We start from the raw sequence: 18,255 nt of genomic DNA, 5'->3' as shown, positions 1-18,255 counted from the left end.
AGCCGCACGGCCATATTACTCGTCGGTAACTTAGTGCGGTTCGCCTGTACAGAGTAGCGGGTCGTGATAGAGCCACTGCGGGGTAGCCGGTTCGTGGACCGCGCCATTAGCGTTAGCCTGCCTGTGCAATGAAATCTATTGACGGTCCCGACTCCCCCGCCGACACCACCTTGATGCTGACGGGCGAGCGCACCATTCCCGGACTCGACGTCGAGAACTACTGGTTCCGCCGTCACGAGGTGGTCTACCAACAGCTGGCGCCGCGTTGCGCCGGCCGCGACGTCCTGGAAGCCGGGTGCGGCGAGGGCTACGGCGCCGACCTGATCGCGCGCGGGGCACGTCGGGTGATCGGGCTGGACTACGACGACGCGGCGGTGGCCCACGTGCGGGACCGCTACCCGCGGGTGGAGGCGATCCAGGGCAATCTCGCCGACTTGCCGCTGCCCGACGCCGCCGTGGACGTGGTGGTCAACTTTCAGGTGATCGAGCACCTGTGGGACCAGGCGCAGTTCATCGCCGAGTGCGCCCGGGTGCTGCGGCCCGGTGGGCTGCTGATGGTGTCGACCCCCAACCGGATCACGTTCTCCCCCGGCCGCGACACCCCGATCAACCCGTTCCACACCCGGGAGCTCAACGCCGCCGAGCTGACCGCACTGCTCATCGACGGCGGGTTCGTCATGGACGCGATGCTCGGGGTGTTTCATGGGCCGGCACTGCGCGAGATGGACGCCCGGCACGGGGGCTCGATCATCGACGCGCAGATCGAACGCGCGGTCGCCGACGCGCCCTGGCCGGCCGAGCTGCTGGCCGACGTCGCCGCCGTCACCAGTACAGATTTCGACATCCTCCACGCCGCCGAACGCGCAATCGATGACAGCCTGGATCTGGTGGCGATCGCGGTGCGGCCGTGAACGAAAAGCCCTCGGTGCCAGGCCTGTTCACCCTGGTGCTGCACACCCACCTCCCGTGGCTGGCCCACCACGGCCGCTGGCCCGTGGGCGAGGAGTGGCTCTACCAATCCTGGTCGGCGGCCTACCTGCCGCTGATGCGGGTGCTGCGGTCGCTGGCCGCTGAGGGCCGGCGCAACCTGCTCACCCTCGGGGTGACGCCGGTGGTCGCCGCCCAGCTCGACGACCCCTACTGCCTCGACGGCATGCACCACTGGCTGGCGAACTGGCAGCTGCGCGCCACCCAGGCCACGACTTTGCCGGATCTGCGCGACTTCGGCCGGCACGAGTGCGCCGCGGCCGAGCAGGCGCTTGAGGAGTTCGCGCTGCTGTGGCGGCACGGTGCCAGCCCGCTGCTGCGCGAGCTGGCGCAGGCCGGCACTGTCGAACTGCTCGGCGGCCCGCTGGCCCACCCGTTCCAGCCCCTGCTGGCGCCGCGGCTTCGTGAGTTCGCGCTGCGCGAGGGCCTGGCCGACGCGGCGGCACGGCTGGCCCACACCCCCGCCGGGATCTGGGCGCCGGAATGCGCCTACGCGCCCGGGATGGAACACGGCTACGCCGCGGCCGGGGTCTCGCACTTCATGGTCGACGGGCCATCGCTGCACGGCGACACCGCGCTGGGCCGCCCGGTCGGCGACACCGACGTGATCGCGTTCGGGCGCGACCTGCAGGTCAGTTACCGGGTGTGGTCGCCGAAATCGGGCTATCCCGGCCACGACGCCTATCGCGACTTCCACACCTACGACCACCGCACCGGGCTGAAGCCGTCCCGGGTCACCGGCCGCAACGTCGACCCCGAACACAAAGCGCCCTATGACCCGCAGCGCGCTGACGCCGCCGTCGACGCCGACGTCGCCGATTTCGTCGAAGTGGTCCGGGGCCGCCTGCAGGCCGAGTCCGAGCGGATCGGTCGCCCCGCCCACGTGGTCGCCGCCTTCGACACCGAGCTGTTCGGCCACTGGTGGTACGAGGGGCCGACCTGGCTGGCCCGGGTATTGCGGGCGCTGCCGGAGGCCGGGGTGCGCGTCGGCACCCTGTCCGACGCGATCAGCGCCGGGTTCGTCGGCGACGCGGTCGAACTGCCGCCCAGCTCCTGGGGCTCGGGCAAGGACTGGCGGGTGTGGTCCGGGGAGAAGGTCGCCGACCTGGTGCAGCTCAACACCGAGGTGGTCGAGACGGCGCTGGGCGCCGTCGACAAGGCGCTGGCGCAGACCGGGGCGCCCTCGGGCCCGACTCCGCGTGACCGGGTCGCCGACCAGATCCTGCGGGAGGCGCTGTTGACGGTGTCCAGCGACTGGCCGTTCATGGTGAGCAAGGACTCCGCCGCCGACTACGCCCGCTATCGCGCACAGCTGCACGCGCACGCCACCCGGGAGATCGCCGACGCACTGGCATCGGGGCATCGTGACGCGGCCGAACGGCTCGCCGAGGGATGGAATCGGGCCGACGGTCTGTTCGGCGCGCTGGATGCCCGTAGGCTGCCACGGTGACCCCCCTCTTTCGCGACCGTGCATGTGTCCGGCGCGACATGGCAGGACAAGGAACAGCCGCGTGAAGATCCTGATGGTGTCGTGGGAATACCCACCGGTGGTGATCGGCGGGTTGGGCCGGCACGTCCACCACCTGTCCACCGCTCTGGCCGCTGCCGGTCATGACGTCGTGGTGCTGGCCAGGCGTCCCTCGGGCACCGACCCGAGCACCCACCCGTTGTCGGACGAGATCAGCGAGGGCGTGCGGGTCATCGCCGCGGCCCAGGATCCGCACGAATTCTCCTTCGGCGAAGACATGATGGCTTGGACCCTGGCGATGGGGCATTCCATGGTGCGCGCCGGGCTGTCCTTGAAGACCGACGGGGGCCAGACCGTGTGGCGCCCCGACCTGGTGCACGCCCACGACTGGCTGGTGGCGCACCCGGCGATCGCGCTGGCCGAATTCTATGATGTCCCTTTGGTTTCCACTATCCATGCCACTGAGGCCGGGCGGCACTCCGGCTGGGTGTCAGGCCGGCTGAGCCGTCAGGTGCACGCGGTGGAATCGTGGCTGGTGCGCGAATCGGACTCCCTGATCACCTGTTCGGCCTCCATGCGCGACGAGATCACCGACCTGTTCGGCCCCGGGCTGGCCGAAACGACCGTGATCCGCAACGGAATCGACGCCGCGCGGTGGCCATTCGCCCGCCGCCGGCCCCGCACCGGTCCGCCGGAACTGCTGTTCGTCGGGCGCCTCGAATACGAGAAGGGCGTGCACGACGCCATTGCGGCGCTACCGAGGATCCGGCGGGCCCACCCGGGCACGACGCTGACCATCGCCGGTGACGGCACCCAGCAGGACTGGCTGATCGAGTGCGCCCGAAAGCACCGGGTGCTCAAGGCAACCCGGTTCGTCGGCCGACTCGACCATGACGAGTTGCTGGCACTGTTGCATCGTGCCGACGCCGCCGTGCTGCCCAGCCACTACGAGCCGTTCGGGCTGGCCGCCCTGGAGGCTGCTGCCGCTGGGACCCCGCTGGTGGCATCCAATGTCGGCGGTCTCGGTGAGGCCGTGATCGACGGCGATACCGGCATGTCGTGCCCACCGCGCGACGTGCCCGCCCTGGCCTCGGCGGTCTGCGCGGTGCTCGACGACCCGGCCGCGGCTCAGCACCGCGCCGTGGCTGCCCGGGACCGGCTCAGCGCCGACTTCGACTGGCATACCGTCGCCGACGAGACCGCTCAGGTGTATCTGGCCGCCAAGCGCCGCGAGCGCGAACCGCAACAGCGCCGACCGATCATCGAGCACGCGCTACCGGACCGGTAAGCCCTCGGGTGTGGGACCGCATCGCCGCCCTAGTCACGCGCCGTCGTTCGTGGCTGGTGGCAGTTGCGGTCGTCGTCGCCGCGGCAGCGCTGATGGCGCCGGGTGGTCACACCTCCGATGCCACCGCATCGCCCGCGCTGCTGCCGGAGTCCGCGGAGTCCGCGGCAGCCGCCGCGGCGCAGCGCGGGTTCCCCGGTGGTGATCGAGCGACGGCGATCCTGGTCGTCACCCGCCGCGACGGCTCGGCTTTGACGGCGGCCGATCTGGCCGCGGTCGCGCAGGCACACGAGCGGATGCAGCAGGTGCCGCAGGCGCTACCCGGCCCGCCGGCTCCGGCAGCGGTCTCCGCCGATGCCCGGGCGGCGATCGCCACCGCGCAGGTGAGCACCGCACTGTCCGGATTCGAGCTGCGTGACGCCGTGCAGGCCCTGCGGTCGGCGGTCACCAATGGCTTGCCCGGCCCGCTCACCGCGCACGTCACCGGTGGGCCGGCGTTCGGCGCCGATATCGCCGATGCCTTCTCCGGGGCCAACATCACCTTGCTGGTGGTGACGGCGCTGGTGGTCGCCCTGCTGTTGATCGTCACCTACCGCTCACCGGTGTTGTGGCTGCTGCCGCTGCTGGTTATCGCGTTCGCCGACCGGGCGGCCACCGTGCTGGGCGGGCTGATCGCCGGCGCGACCGGGGTCACCGTCGACGGCTCGACGGCGGGGATCACCAGCGTGCTGGTGTTCGGCGCCGGCACCAATTACGCACTGCTGCTGATCTCCCGTTACCGAGAGGAGCTGCGCCGTTGCGCAGAGCATCGCATCGCTCTGCGCGCCGCGGTGCGCGCCGCCGGCCCGGCGATTGTGGCCAGCAATGCCACCGTGGTGCTGGCTTTGCTGACTCTGATCGCCGCGAGCATTCCGAGCACCCGCAGCCTGGGGGTCTGTGCAGCCAGCGGGCTGGTGGTGGCGGCGGTGTTCGTGCTGCTGGTTCTGCCCCCGCTGTTGGCGGCGTGCGGGCGAAACGTCTTCTGGCCCTACATTCCCCATATCGGCGACGATTCCACGGGCACCCGCTGGCGCCGGGTCGCCGATGCGGTGGGCCGCCGGCCGGTGCCGATCTGTGCGATCGCGGTGGTGGTGCTGGCGCTGTCGGCAGCCGGGCTGCTCGGCACCCGGGTCGGCCTTTCGCAAACCGAGCAGTTCCGGGTTCGGGCCGACTCGGTGACAGGCTTTCAGACCCTGGCCGAGCACTTCCCCGGCGGGGCGTCCGACCCTACCATCGTCATCGGCTCCAGCGCCCGGACAGCGCAGCTGCGCGACGCCATCACGCGGGTCCCCGGGGTGACGTCGGCGACTCCCACCGGCCTGTCGCCGGCCGGCTTGACCCGGTGGTCGGTCGTGATCGGCGCCGCCCCGTCGACCACCGAGGCGTTCGGTACCGTTGCCGCACTGCGGGATTCGGTTCACGCCGCCGACCCCGATGCGCTGGTGGGCGGCGCCGACGCTCAGGCGCTGGACATCAGCGATGCCGCCGACCGCGACCGCCGGGTGCTCATCCCAGCGATCCTGGCGGTGGTGCTGGTCGTGCTCTGCGTGCTGTTGCGCGCTGCGCTGGCCCCGCCGGTGCTGGTCGCCGCAACGGTGCTCAGCGCGCTGGCCGCACTCGGCCTGGGCGGCTGGGCCAGCATCCACCTGTTCGGATTCCCGGCACTGGACAACAGCACACCGCTGTTCGCGTTCCTGTTCCTGGTCGCGCTCGGGGTGGACTACACCATCTTCCTGGTGACCCGTGCTCGCGAGGAGAGCGCCGAGCGCGGCACCCGCGACGGCATGGTGGCCGCGGTCGCCGCCACCGGCGGCGTGATCACCAGCGCTGGAATCGTTCTGGCGGCGGTGTTCTGCGTGCTCGGTGTGCTGCCGCTGATCGTGCTGACCCAGTTGGGCATCATCGTCGGGCTCGGGATCCTGCTGGACACGTTCGTGGTGCGCACCCTGGTCATCCCGGCGTTGTTCACCCTGATCGGCGACCGGATCTGGTGGCCGTCCAACACCGCGGACACCCGCTCGTCCGACGACCTAGTCGCAGGCCGCTAACGGCTTGTCGCAGCGGCGATTCCGATATCGATCCATTCGCCGAGCCGACGCCGGGTACGCACGTGCTCGGCGCCGACGTGCACCCAGCCGCGCATGGTCCGCCCTCCCATCGCCATGGGCTGCGCGGCGGTGGTCCGCACAAGCTGGTCGGCGCGGTCGGCACCGGCCCGGACCAGCAGGCCGCCCTCGGCGCTGGCGGCGACCGCGATTCTGCCGTAGACGAGGAACGCCAGCCCACCGAACATCGCCTTTTCCAGCACCGGTGGGCCATCGGCGAACTGCTCCCGCACGCGGGCCGCCAACTGCGCGTCGTAAGCCACTATGACCCCGACGGTGCGTACCAGCGCCGGATCGCCTCCGCGAACTGCCCGGGGGCATCCGAGGGCACGAAGTGGCCGGCCCCCTTGATAACCACGGTCTGGTGATCCGTCAGCGTCTGCTCCCACCGCCGTAACTCGTTGTCTCCGAAGGCGAAGTCGGCGTCGCCCCAGACGATCAGCGCCGGCAGCGCCGCGATGGCGGGCAACCCGGATTCGACGCCGGCGAGAAAAGCGCGGCTGGCGGTGATCTCGCGGGGAAACACCGCCGACCCCTCCCGTCGTGCCCAACTGCCGAGGGCCTTCTGGTAGTGGGCCATCTCCTCGCCGGTGGGCTTGGTGAGGCGGTGGCCGACAGGGATCATGACGTTGACGAAGAGGTTGAACTGCCGGATCAGCAGGCGTCCGATCGGGCCGCCCATCACCTGGGACATGATCTGCACCAGCGGAGCTCCGACCGGCCAGGCCCAGGTGTTGGTCAGCACCAGCCGGTCAAAGACCTCGGGGCGCTGCTGCACGACGGCCAACCCGATCGGCCCGCCCCAGTCGTGGGCCACCAAGGTGACGCCGCTCAGCGCGAGCGCTTCGACGAACGCGCCGATCACCCGGGAGTGTTCGGCCGGCAGGTACCGATATCCCGGTGCCGCTGAGGACAGCCCGAATCCGGGGTAGTCCACTGCGATGCAACGGAAGTCCCGCCGTAGCGCTGCGATGACCTCGCGATAGTCGAATGACCAGGTCGGGTTGCCGTGCAAGAACAGCAGCACCGGCCCCGTTCCCTCATCGACGTAGTGCAGGCGGTGCCCATCGATGTCGATGAATCGGCTCTCGAACGGGAACAACTCGTCGTCGACCCAGGCGGGCCTCTCCGCGACCCTCATAGCCACCCTCCTCGTCGAACTTGATATAATCAAGCGCACTTTAGAATAGCAAGTAGGTGGCGATGAGTCGAGACTACGGTCAGTACTGCGGACTTGCCCGGGCCCTGGATGTGGTGGGTGACCGGTGGAACCTGTTGATCGTGCGCCAGCTGCTGCTGGGGCCCGCCCGCTACCGCGAGTTGCGCGACGGGCTGTCCGGCATCGCGACGAACCTACTGACCGAGCGCCTGCGTGATCTGCAGACCGCCGGTGTGGTCGAGCGGCGGTTGTCCGACGACGGCCGCGCGGTCAGCTACGCGCTCACCGACTGGGGCGCGCAGCTGCGTGAGCCCATCTACGCCCTGGTCCGCTGGTCGACGCCGTTGATGGTCCGCGGGCCGCAGGGCGACGAGTTCCGTCCCGAGTGGCTGGCACTGGCGCTGCCCGCCTTGTTCGCCGGTCGCACGCCTGCGGATCGGTCGACCGTGGGAATCGCCGTGGAGGGCGGAATGGTTCAACTGCGAACCACCGAATCCGGCATCGAGGTCGGTATGCCCGACGGGCGCGAGCTTGACGCCGTGCTGCACACCGAGGCGCCCGTGGTTCTCGGGCTCGCGGCCGGTGTGTTGTCCCTTGATGACATTGCCGCGCTCGTGCACATCGACGGCGACGCATCCGCCCTGCGCAGCTTCTTCGGCGCACCCGCAACGGATCCGTCGGGGTCTACACCGATCCCAGATACCGCACCCGGTCGGCGATAACCCGTTGCGACACATCGGCATCGGGGACCAGCAGATCGAACGCATGCGGGCAGCCCGGGTAGACGTGCAACTCGACGGGCACCCCGGCGGCGAGCAACCGGTGCGCAAAGGAGACGTCTTCTGCGGCGAAGATGTCCAGCCCGCCGACGTCGAGGTAGGCCGGCGGCAGACCGGTCAGGTCATCTGCGCGGGCCGGCGCGGCATAGCCGTCGGCGGTGGCGCCGCCCAGCAGCGCGCCCCAGCCGGTGGCATTGTCGTCGTAGCTCCAAGTCAGCAGCCTGCCCGCCGCGTCACCGTCGCGCGTCCGGTCGTCGAGCATCGGGTAGATCAACAGCTGGGTGGCGATCGCCGGCCCACCCCGGTCCCGGGCCAACAGGCACACCCCGGCGGCCAGTCCCCCGCCGGCGCTGTCGCCCATCACCGCCAGCCGGGAAGCATCCACGCCCAACTCAGCGGCGTGGCCGGCCAGCCAGCACAGCGCCGCATAGCAGTCCCGAAGCGGAATGGGGTGCGGGAATTCCGGGGCGACACGGTAATCGACGACCAGCATCGGCACCCCGGATGCGGCGACGTAGCCGCGGACCGCCGCATCGTAGAGTCCACCGAGGCGATCCCAGCCCAGGATCATCCCACCGCCGTGCAGGTACAGCGCCGCACTGCCGGGCTGAGCAGCGCCCGCGCGCCGATACCAGCGCAAGCCGAGCGTGCCGCCCTCGTAACGTAGCGAGAACTCGTGGGCCTCAACGCCGGTGACCGGCGGCCGCGCCGCCAGCACCTGGTTGAACATGTGACCGGCATTGCGGCGACGGGTCACGACGTCACCGACCGCCGGCGGCGGCGCCTCGGCGGCGCCATCTCGCATCGCCAGCAAGGCCGCGAGCACCTGGGCGTCAGGCGGACCGGCCATCGGCGCTCCCTAGCAATCGGTTGACGGTATCGTCCGCTACGGTAACGCCGGAGGAGGTGACCGGTCAGTTCTATGCCGCTACTGAGCGCCCTGCGCCTGAACATGACGAATGTCCCCGGCGCCGGGCATTCCGGGCGCTACCGGGCCGCGCTGGAGATGGCGTCCTACGCCGATGCCCGCGGGGTGACCGCGATCGGTTGCGAAGAACATCATCTCGCCGCCACCGGATGGTTGCCGGCCCCATTGCTGATGGCCGCAGCCGTCGCCGGATGCACGACAACCGCCCGCATCAGCGTGGGTGCGCTGCTGGTGCCGCTCTACGACCCGGTGCGTCTGGCCGAAGACATCGCCGTCCTCGATCAGCTGTCCGCCGGGCGAGTCAGCTTCGTGGCCGGGATCGGTTACCGCCCAGAGGAATACCATGCCCTCGGCAAGGACTTCCGCCGGCGTGGGCGGCTGATGGACGAATCCCTGGCCGTGCTGCTGCAGGCCTGGGGCGACGAACCGTTCGAGTTCAACGGCCAGAAGGTGAATGTCACGCCCAAGCCGTACACCACACCGCATCCGCTGTTGCTCATCGGCGGTATGAGCGTCGCGGCGGCGCGGCGGGCGGCTCGATTCGGGTTGCCGTTCTCGCCGCCGATGCCGATGCCCGACATCGAAGCGGTCTATCTGGCCGAGCTGGCCGCCCACGGCAAGCACGGGTTCGTGTTCAGTCCCGAAAACGGCAACACCGTCACGCATCTCAGCGACGATCCGGACAAGGCCTGGGCCTGCTGCGGTGACTACTTCCTGCACGAGGCCCGCGAATACAGCTCATGGGCCGTGCCGGAAGTGGCGCGCCCCAACGAAACTGCGGTGGGCAGCGTGGCTGAGCTGCGCCGGGCCGGCACGGTGGAGGTGCTGACCCCCGAAGAGCTCATCGCGCAGTGCCGCGCCGGACGCACCAGCGTGACGCTGCATCCGCTGATCGGCGGCCTGCCGCTCGACGACGGGTGGGAGAGCCTGCGGCTGCTGGTCGAGCGGGTGTTGCCGGAGCTGGGATCCTGACGTCTCACGCCTGGACCGCGGCCGCGGCGACCATTCGGTCGGCGCCCCAGCTGCGCTGCAGGTATCCGAGCACCCGGTCCAGCTCGGCCTGGGGCACCGCTGCCCGCTCGCCCGGTTCCAGCGGATCGAAGTGGAAGATGTAGAGCCGCGACGCGAACTGCTCGAACGGCAGCGACGCCTCGCCGAAGCGTTCAGCATGTCCGGCGGTGCTCACCACCACCTCGTCGCCCCAGTCCTGCCCGCTGTCGTTGTTGGGGTTGTAGAAGTAGACCCGCATGGTGCCCTCGGGGTCCAAGCTCACCCGCAGCACGGTGATCGCATGCCAGCCGACGAAGCGGGCGGCGCTGTCGGTCACCGCGATGCCGGCCGGCTGCGGGTGGATGAGCGGTTGATTGCCGTTGTAGAACGGGTGGTAGGCGGCGTAGAAGTGTCGCAGGAACCCTTCCAGGTCGACCAGATTGCCGGTCTCGACATCGACATTGATGCGGAAGCCGCGCCCGGACCACCACCCGTGGAACTCCGGATTGACCCATCGGTGCGGGTCGCCGTCGCGGCCGACACACCGCCGGAACATCTCGGCATAGATGCGGTCCAGATGCGGCACCACCAGCAATGACACCGGGTCCAGGTCGAGGGGATGGTGGGCGGCCACCCCGGCTTCGGTGTCCTTCGACGAGATCGGCTGCCCCTCGAAGTGCATGACGATCTCGTCGTCACGCGCGGCCCAGGCGATCGTCTGCAGCAGATAGTCGGGGTCGTTGTAGGACCACATCGACAATGCACGCGCCGCCTGGCAGGTCGGGTTGTCGCCCTGCCCGACCCCGAGCGGCAGCCCGAGCATCGACAACGTCCCGGCCAGCAGCCAGGTATGGGGGTCTTGCGCCGCCCCGAACACCTGGGTGATCCGCTCGCGGGACTGCTTGGACAGCGGCAACGCCAATTGACGCCACAGCGACGGCGCGACCGGCGGCTGGTAGAGGATGCCGCGCTCGAGCAGCAGCGCCAGCCCGTAGATGCATTGGGCCGTCTCGACGTGCACCGCGGCCGCGATCAGGCTGTGCACCAGATCGTGAAAGCACAGCAGGCTGTCGCGCCCGGTGCTAGACAGGCCCAGCGCCTCGCCGATCAGGTAGTCGCTTTTCTCGAGCAGGAACCGCAGCAGCACCGCGTGATAGGGCGACACCAGCCCGGTGTCGTGCATCGACCGCGCGAAGCCGGCCGCCTCGTACTGCAGGGTCGGTTCGTCCATCGAGTCCAGCCGGCTGCGATACACCTGCACCCCGGGATCTTCCCGACAGCCATCGGTGGTGCCGTACAGGCTGGTGATCAACCGATCCGTCCCCAGCGCACCGCTGCCGAGATCAATGCTCGGATCACTGCGCACAATCGCGATCTGGGTGATCATCGCCTTGATCTGGTCGACCTGGATGGGCCGCTGCCGCAGAATCCGCCAGATCTCATCGACCAGCCGGTCGAGAACGCCGTCGTACCCGATCTCCTCGACCAGGTACCCGAACAGGTCCCGGGTCAGCCGGGCCATCCGGCCCTGCAGTTCGCGCTCCGCCTCGGTCGGCGGGGTCAACAGCAGGGACAGGTTGAGCGCCAGCACCTGCGCGAGATGATGACGCGCCTGCTCGGCGGTGATCAGCGGATGGGGGTACTCGCCGTTGGCCACGGCGAGCAGACGCAGCTCGTTGACCGCCTCCAGCACCACGGTGTCCGGATTCGGGCTGCGCAATGAACCGGTGGTCAGCACCGGCAACAGCGTGCGCGGCGACGCCCAGTCGGTTCCCCAGAACAGCCCGGCCTCCTCCAGCGCTGCGCTGCGGGCGCGTACCGCCGCGCAACCACCCGGTTGCATCAGCACCAGTCGCAGCCCGTCGAGAACACGGCGCAGCCGGTCCGGTTTACCCAGCGCACCGGCCAGCGCCAGCGCGCTGGTGGCATCATCGAGCCTGGTCAGGCGAGATTCCAGGGTCGCTAGGTCACCGTTTGCCTGACTCCGCGGTGGATTCCCAGTCACCTCAACGGGTTCCTCACGTGCGTGCCGCCGCCACCTCAGACGTAGAAGTCAAGGTCTTCTTGTCGCTTGAGCAACCGCCGCATCTCATACGGATCCTCACCGGAGAAGTAGACCAGACCCCAGTGGGTGCCGAATGCGGTGCGCTTGGTGACAGTCTCTTCCAGCGGTGCGGTGAGTTCGTGCGATTCGAAGTATTGGTGATCCTCGGTCTCCTCGGGGATGGCCAGCGTGCTGACCACCCGCCGGCGCGGATACACCCCGAAACAGCCCGCGTGCCCGCTGGCGTCGACGACCTCGCGCGGGAAGAACTGCTCGAGTTCGTCCTCGGTGGTTTTCGGGTCGAACGCCAGCACCAGGCCCTGATAGCCGTTGAAGCCGTAGACGCGCTCCAGCAGTTCGAAGACCTTGAAGCCCGGCGGCCGGTAGGCGACCTCACCGAAGTACATCTCCCCGTCGCTGGTCACGAAATATTCCGGGTGGACAAAGCCGAAATCGATGTCGAACGTCTTGATCAGCTTCTCGATCTGCGCGGTGATCTGCGGCCGGTAACGTTCCAATTCCGGTGACGCCGGTACGAACACCGAATAGCCGAGGGTGACGTACTCGGAAATATTGAGAAACCGAATCTTCCCGTTGTGCACCCAGGCTTCGACGGCGAATTCCCAGCCGTCGAGATGTGATTCCATCAGCGCCGGGAATTCTTCGTCGGGAATCGAGTCAATGTCATCGGGAGCACGAATCACCCGGTGCCCCAGGCAGCCGGCCTTGTCGAAGGCCTTGAAGTGGATCGGGTCGTTGGGGTCGCCGTCGAGTTTCAACAACGTCTGGTTGACCCGCTTGAGGAACCGGATGACGTCGTCGCGGTCGTGCGCCTCCTCGAAGATGCCCACCCGGATCCCGCCCAGCTGGGCGCGGCGCTTCATCAGCGACTTGTCTCGCAGCAGCATGGCTTGGCCGAGCAGTCGCGGGTTGTCCAGCAGGACGGAGTTGATGGCCCCGGCCCATTCCACGGTCTCCTCGAAGAGCGGGATCGCCACGTCGACGCCGCGCTCCTTGAGGGTTTCGGCGATCTCCATCGACCGCTCATTGAGACGCTCGAAATTCCAGGCGAGGTACGGGATGTCGTGCTGCTGACAATATTCTTCGGCCCAGTCCGGCGCCACCACCACATATCGGCGATCGAAACGGTCCACCGCATCGATGGCGTTGAGACTCCAGCCGAGTAACGCAATATAACCCTTGTCGGGGTTCCGGCGCTTTTCCGAGGTCCGCTCAGCAATGATTCCAGCGGAATTCTGCAAAATCCCTCCAATATTTCGGGCTTTCTGCGTGCGCTTCCGCAATCCACCGTACCCGCCGGGCACCGGCGCGCATCCGCCCGCGGGGCCGCCCCAGTTGGAGAGTCAGGAGTCGGCGAGCCTCAGCGTGCCGCTTTCTTGCGTTCGATGTCGGCCAGCGCAGCGGCCAGCTCGGCCCGCTCGGCGGCCGAGGTCTCCCAGGCCAGCTTGCGGTTCTTGACCACCTTGGCCGGCGCGCCCACCGCGATCGAGTAGTCCGGGATGACACCCTTGACCACAGCGTGGGCGCCCAGCACGCAGCCGCGGCCGACGCTGGTCTCACGCAGGATGGTGACCTTGGCCGCGATCCAGGTGTCGGGCCCGATCCGCACCGGGCTCTTGACGATGCCCTGGTCCTTGATGGGCACGGTGATGTCGTCCATCTTGTGGTCGAAGTCGCAGACATAGCACCAGTCCGCCATCAGCACCGAATCGCCGAGCTCGATGTCGAGATAGGTGTTGATGACGTTGTCACGCCCCAGCACCACTTTGTCGCCGATGCGCAGCGAGCCCTCGTGCGCCCGAATGGTGTTCTTGTCGCCGATGTGCACCCAGCGGCCGATCTCCAGCTCGGACAGTTCCGGGGTGGCCTGAATCTCGACGCCTTTGCCCAGGAACACCATGCCGCGGGTGATGACGTGCGGGTTGGCCAGCTTGAACTTCAGCAGCCGCCAGTAACGCACCAGGTACCACGGGGTGTAGGCCCGGTTGGCCAGCACCCAGCGCAGCGAGGCCAGCGTGAGAAAGCGGGCCTGACGCGGATCCCGCAGACGCGAACCACGCCAGCGTTTGTGGATCGGAGCACCCCACATGGTCGTCATGGCCGGAAAGCCTACGCGAGCGCGTTCTTGCCACGCGCTACCCTCACCTGGACTCGTTCACTGGCCTGCCGATGATGGGGGATTGCCACTGTGTTGCGGCGACGCGGTGTCCTGGCAATCGTCGCGGTGACGGCGGTGACGCTGGCGACATTGCCGCTGGGCGGCTGCGCCAACACCGATTCGTGGGTGGACGCCGCCCCCGCACCGGGCTGGCCCGCCCAGTACGGCGATGCCGCCAACAGCAGCAACACCGCCACCGCCGGGGCCACCGACCTGCAGTTGGACTGGACCCGGTCGGTCAAGGGCGAGCTGGGAGCCGGTCCGGCGCTCGGCGTGCACGGCTGGCTGGTGCTCAACTCCCAGACCGAGGCCGGCTGTTCGCTGATGCAGTGGGAGAACGCCGACCACGGCCGGCAGCGCTGGTGCACCCGGCTGCACCAGGGGGGCGGATTCTTCGGCCCGCTCATCGACGGCTTCGACAACGTTTATGTCGGCCAGCCGGGCGCGATGCTGTCTTTTCCACCCACCCAGTGGATCCGCTGGCGGGCACCGGTGATCGGGATGCCCTCGACCCCGCGGATCCTCGGTGACGGCCTGCTGCTGGTGGTGACCCACCTGGGGCAGACCCTGGTTTTCGACGCGCACCGCGGCACCGTCGTGGGCACGCCGCTGGACCTGGTGGACGGCATCGACCCGACCGACTTCCGTCGCGGCTTGGCTGACTGCGCCGCCGCCCGCCCGGACTGCCCGGTCGCCGCCGCGCCCGCCTACTCCCCGGCCAGCAACACCGTGGTGGTGAGCCTGTGGCAGCCGGGCGCCAAGGAGTCCGGCCTCGTCGGCATCAAGTACCACCCGGGCGGCACTCCCCTGCTCACTCAGGAGTGGACCAGCGACGCCGTCGCCGCCGGAGTGCTGGCCAGCCCGGTGCTCTCGGCCGACGGCACCACCGTCTACGTCAATGGACGCGACCAACGGCTGTGGGCGATCAACGCCGCCGACGGCAAGGCGAAATGGTCGGTGCCGCTGAAGTTCCTGGCGCAGACACCGCCGGCGGTGACGCCCGGCGGGCTGATCGTCTCCGGCGGCGGCCCGGACACCGACCTGGTGGCGTTCGCCGACCGCGGCGACTACGCCGAGCAGGTGTGGCGCCGCGACGACACCACCCCGCTGTCGTCGTCGAGCCTGGCCGGAAAGGTCGGCTACACCGTCGTCGCGGGCACCAGTGTCGGGCCGGCCGGGTTGTCGCTGCTGGTGTTCGACCCCAACGACGGCCATACCGTCAACAGCTATCCGCTGCCGGAATCGCGCGGGTTTCCGCTCGGGGTCTCCGTCGGCCGTGACCGGCGGGTGGTGGTCGCCACCAGCGCCGGGCAGGTCTTCAGCTTCGCCCCGGCCTGAACCACCACTCAAACGGCCAGCGGCGGCAGCGCGGCGCGCGGCACCTTCACCGAGGTGGCACCGGCGCTCATCGGCAGCAGCTCGCCGGGCGCGAAGTAGAAGATCACGTCCTCGTTGGTGATGGCGAAGTTCTGGTAGTGCGAGGGGTCCATGCCCGAACCGGTCGAAATCAGGATCGCCGGCACCCCGGTCTGGCGCTCGAGGTCGCGCTGCACCACCGGAAAGATCGCTTCCAATGGCTTGCTGCCCGGTGCGAACAGAGTTTCGAAGGTGATCGGCTTACGCGCCGCCAGATCGTAGTTGAACGACTGGTACCAGGTCGACGGCTGCGGGCCGCCGAGGTCCTGGAAGATCTTGAGCACGACGCTGTGAGTTCCCTTGGGCGCCTGGCCTGAACGGTGCTGCTCGGAGGTGGCGTCCATTTCGTAGGGCATGTCGCGTGAGCCGGGCGACTTGGCCACGGTCAGGAAGCCGTCGCGGTTCTGCACCAGGTAGGCGGTGAGCGCCTGCTGATCGGGGTAGTCGACCGGGAACTTCATGTCGAGCGTGTAATTGGCGGTCGAGGAGTGGACATGACACAGCCCCCCGGACTCGATGGTTCCGCCGAGTTCGGCACACGGCGAAGCCGCGATCGCCGCGGGCAGACCCGGCAGCCCCAGCCACCCGCCCACTGCCCCGCCCGCCAACAGGGCGGCCACCAGAATGCGCATCGTCGGTTTCGTCTCGCTTTGTCTCGACTTGCCGCAGCAAGCAGGAATGGCCCGGAGTCGATAGCCTACCGGGCTATTCAGCGGGAAGGATGGCAGACGAACGCAATCGGCCGGGCCGCGGCCCCCGCCCCGAGCCGGGTGATCACCACCGATAGTGCCCGGTCACCGCGCAGCCGCAGGCGGCGCCGGAGCACGTCGGGATCGAGGTCGACGCCGCGGACCAGGATCTCGCACGTGCCGCAGTCGCGGGCCGCCAGCGCCTGACGCAGGCGCTTCTCGCTGTAGGCCAACGAATCGAGTACCTCGAACCCGCGTACCCCGCAGGGCAACTCATCCCCGGACAGGTAGGCGATATCGGGATCGAGCTGCCAGAGCCCGTGCCGGGCACCGTATTGGCGGACCAGACCGGCCCGCACCACCGCGCCGTCCGGATCGATGATCCACCGCCCCGCCGGGCGCACGTCGCAATCGGCGGGTTCGGCGTCGGTGATCTGCTCGTCGCGGTCCAGGATCACAGCGCGGCGGCGCACCCCGGGGTCAGCCAGGCCGGGTGACCACAGGCAGGCCTCACGTACCGAGGCCCGCCATGAACTGACTTCGATCTCGCCGTCAAAACCCAGCTGTCGCACCTTATCGAAATCGATTCCAGGAGCAGTCTTTACGACGAGTTCGCGCTGCGCATAGACATGCAGCAGGCGGTCCAGGGCGGGTTGGTAGTCGGCCGGGTCGAAGCGGCGCCGTCCCCCACTGCGGCGGCCCGGGTCGGCCAGCACCACCGTGTCGCGGGTGACCGGGGCCAGTGCGTCGGCCCGGACCAGATTTGCCCCGCCCAGATTGTGGCGTGCCATTGCCAGCCGCACCGGGTCCAGGTCGCTGCCCAGCGCCGTAGCGCTGACCTCGGACAGTGCCGCCAGTTCGGTACCGATGGAGCACGTCACATCGTGGACGACGGCATCCGGCGCGCTGGCTTTGATCCGCTGTGCCCGGCGCCGTGCCACCGGCGCGGCGCTGGCCTGTTGCAGCGCCTCGTCGGTGAACAGCCACTGCGCCGTGCCCGGCAGCTCGGCCAGCTTGGCCGACGCCCGCCGGCGCAGCAGAATGGTCTCGGCCAGTGCCGGTGTCCGCCCACCGAAGCGGCCACGCAGCGCGGCGATGTCGGCGACCCTGGTGGCGGCGGTCAACGCGAAACCGGCGACCTCGGCCAGGGCGGCGGCGCCGTCCGTCGAACTCAGGTAGCCGACATCGTCGGCACTGAAATCTAGGACGGTTTAACCCCGGTGACCATCACGTTGTAGAACCAGCCCTTGGGCACCACGCGGCGCAACACGTTGGCGTCCACCCAGCTCAGCGTCCTCCAGCTACCGAACGCGAACCGCGCCCACCCCCAGCCGAGCTTGCCCGGCGGCACCGTGGACTCGAAGGTCCGAACCGGCCAGCCCAGCATGGCGGCGGTGAACTCCTCACTGGCGGTGCGCACGTCCACGGCTCCGGCGTTGGCGGCCATCCGCTCCAGATCACGCGGCTCGAAAGTGTGCAGGTCCACGATCCACTCCAGGGCAGCGGCGCGGGAGTTCTCGTCGAGCTCTTCCTGCGGCCGGCGCCAGGAACCCATCCCGGGCAGTTTCATCGCGGCGACCGTGGTTTTCCACGTCAGGTCGGCCAGCCGGCGGGCATAGAAGTTGCCGACGGTGGTGGGCTCGCCGGCGAACACGAACCGCCCGCCCGGCTTGAGCACCCGGATCACCTCGCGCAGCGACAGCTCCACGTCCGGGATGTGGTGCAGCACGGCGTGGCCGACCACCAAATCGAAGGTGTTGTCCTCGTAGGGAATGCCCTCGGCGTCGGCGACCCGGCCGTCGACGTCCAGGCCGAGGTTCTTGCCGTTGCGGGTGGCGACTTTGACCATGCCCGGCGACAGATCGGTGACCGACCCGCGCCGCGCCACCCCGGACTGCATCAGGTTCAGCAGGAAGAACCCGGTGCCACAGCCCAGCTCCAGCGCCCGGTCATAGGGCAGATTGTCGCGGTCGGCAGCGGGCACGATCACGTCGAAGCGGCCCCGGGCGTAGTCGATACAGCGCTCGTCGTAAGAGATCGACCACTTCTCGTCGTACTGCTCGGCCTCCCAGTCGTGATAGAGCACCTGAGCCAGCTTGCTGTCGTGCCGGGCGGCCTCCACCTGCTCGGCGGTGGCGTGCGGGTTCGGCGTCGGGTCCGTACTCGTCATAGCGAGTCAGCCTAACG

General features: G+C 68.9%; 16 protein-coding genes. 7 read left to right on the top strand and 9 right to left on the bottom strand.

All coding sequences use genetic code 11. The annotated features are described in order from the left end of the window. Positions 1-128: 128 nt before the first annotated feature. The 4 genes from AC5Y4Q_RS05335 (at position 129) to AC5Y4Q_RS05320 (ending at position 5,827) form a co-directional block, all read left to right on the top strand. Positions 129-911, top strand: coding sequence for a class I SAM-dependent methyltransferase (locus AC5Y4Q_RS05335; RefSeq protein WP_064923885.1), 783 nt, complete (start codon positions 129-131; stop codon positions 909-911). Beyond that, positions 908-2,437: a 1,4-alpha-glucan branching protein domain-containing protein gene (locus tag AC5Y4Q_RS05330; RefSeq protein WP_064923886.1), complete on the top strand. Its 1,530-nt coding sequence runs from the start codon at positions 908-910 to the stop codon at positions 2,435-2,437. The genes AC5Y4Q_RS05335 and AC5Y4Q_RS05330 overlap by 4 nt, the downstream gene beginning before the upstream one ends. Before the next feature lie 61 nt (positions 2,438-2,498). Further along, positions 2,499-3,743 carry a glycosyltransferase family 4 protein gene (locus AC5Y4Q_RS05325; RefSeq protein WP_064923887.1) on the top strand — a complete coding sequence of 415 codons (1,245 nt, stop codon included), beginning with the start codon at positions 2,499-2,501 and terminating at the stop codon, positions 3,741-3,743. 8 nt (positions 3,744-3,751) lie between these two features. After that, positions 3,752-5,827 carry an MMPL family transporter gene (locus tag AC5Y4Q_RS05320; RefSeq protein WP_065019459.1) on the top strand — a complete coding sequence of 692 codons (2,076 nt, stop codon included), beginning with the start codon at positions 3,752-3,754 and terminating at the stop codon, positions 5,825-5,827. Here the strand turns inward: AC5Y4Q_RS05320 and AC5Y4Q_RS05315 are convergent. Further along, positions 5,824-6,147 (bottom strand): TfoX/Sxy family protein, encoded by a 324-nt coding sequence (locus tag AC5Y4Q_RS05315; protein ID WP_064923888.1) that lies wholly within the window; start codon positions 6,145-6,147, stop codon positions 5,824-5,826. The genes AC5Y4Q_RS05320 and AC5Y4Q_RS05315 overlap by 4 nt on opposite strands. Next, complete coding sequence (locus AC5Y4Q_RS05310) at positions 6,147-7,025, bottom strand: alpha/beta fold hydrolase (RefSeq protein WP_064923889.1); 879 nt, start codon at positions 7,023-7,025, stop codon at positions 6,147-6,149. The genes AC5Y4Q_RS05315 and AC5Y4Q_RS05310 overlap by 1 nt, the downstream gene beginning before the upstream one ends. A 62-nt stretch (positions 7,026-7,087) precedes the next feature. Between AC5Y4Q_RS05310 and AC5Y4Q_RS05305 the strand changes: the two genes are divergently transcribed. Beyond that, positions 7,088-7,765: a winged helix-turn-helix transcriptional regulator gene (locus AC5Y4Q_RS05305; RefSeq protein WP_064923890.1), complete on the top strand. Its 678-nt coding sequence runs from the start codon at positions 7,088-7,090 to the stop codon at positions 7,763-7,765. Here the strand turns inward: AC5Y4Q_RS05305 and AC5Y4Q_RS05300 are convergent. Further along, positions 7,728-8,672, bottom strand: a complete 945-nt coding sequence (locus AC5Y4Q_RS05300; protein WP_064923891.1) for an alpha/beta hydrolase — start codon at positions 8,670-8,672, stop codon at positions 7,728-7,730. The two genes, AC5Y4Q_RS05305 and AC5Y4Q_RS05300, sit on opposite strands and share 38 nt — an antisense overlap. A 72-nt stretch (positions 8,673-8,744) precedes the next feature. Here AC5Y4Q_RS05300 and AC5Y4Q_RS05295 point away from each other — a divergent pair, with 72 nt between their 5' ends. Continuing rightward, the gene (locus AC5Y4Q_RS05295; protein WP_064923892.1) at positions 8,745-9,722 is read left to right on the top strand and encodes an LLM class flavin-dependent oxidoreductase; all 978 of its coding nucleotides are present in this window, start codon (positions 8,745-8,747) and stop codon (positions 9,720-9,722) included. 4 nt (positions 9,723-9,726) lie between these two features. Here AC5Y4Q_RS05295 and AC5Y4Q_RS05290 read toward each other — a convergent pair whose 3' ends face one another. From AC5Y4Q_RS05290 to AC5Y4Q_RS05280, 3 genes are all read right to left on the bottom strand, one after another. Continuing rightward, complete coding sequence (locus AC5Y4Q_RS05290) at positions 9,727-11,583, bottom strand: hypothetical protein (protein ID WP_234786564.1); 1,857 nt, start codon at positions 11,581-11,583, stop codon at positions 9,727-9,729. Positions 11,584-11,780: 197 nt separating this feature from the next. After that, on the bottom strand, positions 11,781-12,821 hold the full coding sequence (locus tag AC5Y4Q_RS05285) for an ATP-grasp domain-containing protein (protein WP_234786563.1): 1,041 nt from the start codon (positions 12,819-12,821) through the stop codon (positions 11,781-11,783). A 344-nt stretch (positions 12,822-13,165) separates the two neighbouring features. Beyond that, on the bottom strand, positions 13,166-13,903 hold the full coding sequence (locus AC5Y4Q_RS05280; protein ID WP_064923894.1) for an acyltransferase: 738 nt from the start codon (positions 13,901-13,903) through the stop codon (positions 13,166-13,168). Between the two features lie 126 nt (positions 13,904-14,029). On the opposite strand from AC5Y4Q_RS05280, the gene AC5Y4Q_RS05275 reads away from it, so the two are divergent. Next, positions 14,030-15,301: an outer membrane protein assembly factor BamB gene (locus AC5Y4Q_RS05275; protein ID WP_064923931.1), complete on the top strand. Its 1,272-nt coding sequence runs from the start codon at positions 14,030-14,032 to the stop codon at positions 15,299-15,301. Between the two features lie 8 nt (positions 15,302-15,309). Here AC5Y4Q_RS05275 and AC5Y4Q_RS05270 read toward each other — a convergent pair whose 3' ends face one another. From AC5Y4Q_RS05270 to AC5Y4Q_RS05260, 3 genes are all read right to left on the bottom strand, one after another. Further along, entirely contained in the window at positions 15,310-16,011 is a 702-nt protein-coding gene (locus AC5Y4Q_RS05270; RefSeq protein WP_064923895.1) for an esterase, read from the bottom strand. Positions 16,012-16,088: 77 nt separating this feature from the next. Further along, the gene (locus AC5Y4Q_RS05265; protein WP_064923896.1) at positions 16,089-17,243 is read right to left on the bottom strand and encodes a THUMP-like domain-containing protein; all 1,155 of its coding nucleotides are present in this window, start codon (positions 17,241-17,243) and stop codon (positions 16,089-16,091) included. A 26-nt stretch (positions 17,244-17,269) separates the two neighbouring features. Beyond that, positions 17,270-18,238 (bottom strand): class I SAM-dependent methyltransferase, encoded by a 969-nt coding sequence (locus AC5Y4Q_RS05260; RefSeq protein WP_064923897.1) that lies wholly within the window; start codon positions 18,236-18,238, stop codon positions 17,270-17,272. Positions 18,239-18,255 lie beyond the last annotated feature (17 nt).

Source organism: Mycobacterium sp. NGS16 (assembly GCF_059813225.1).
The sequence above is the reverse complement of the archived record's forward strand: the minus strand, read 5'-3'. Positions and strand labels throughout refer to the sequence as shown.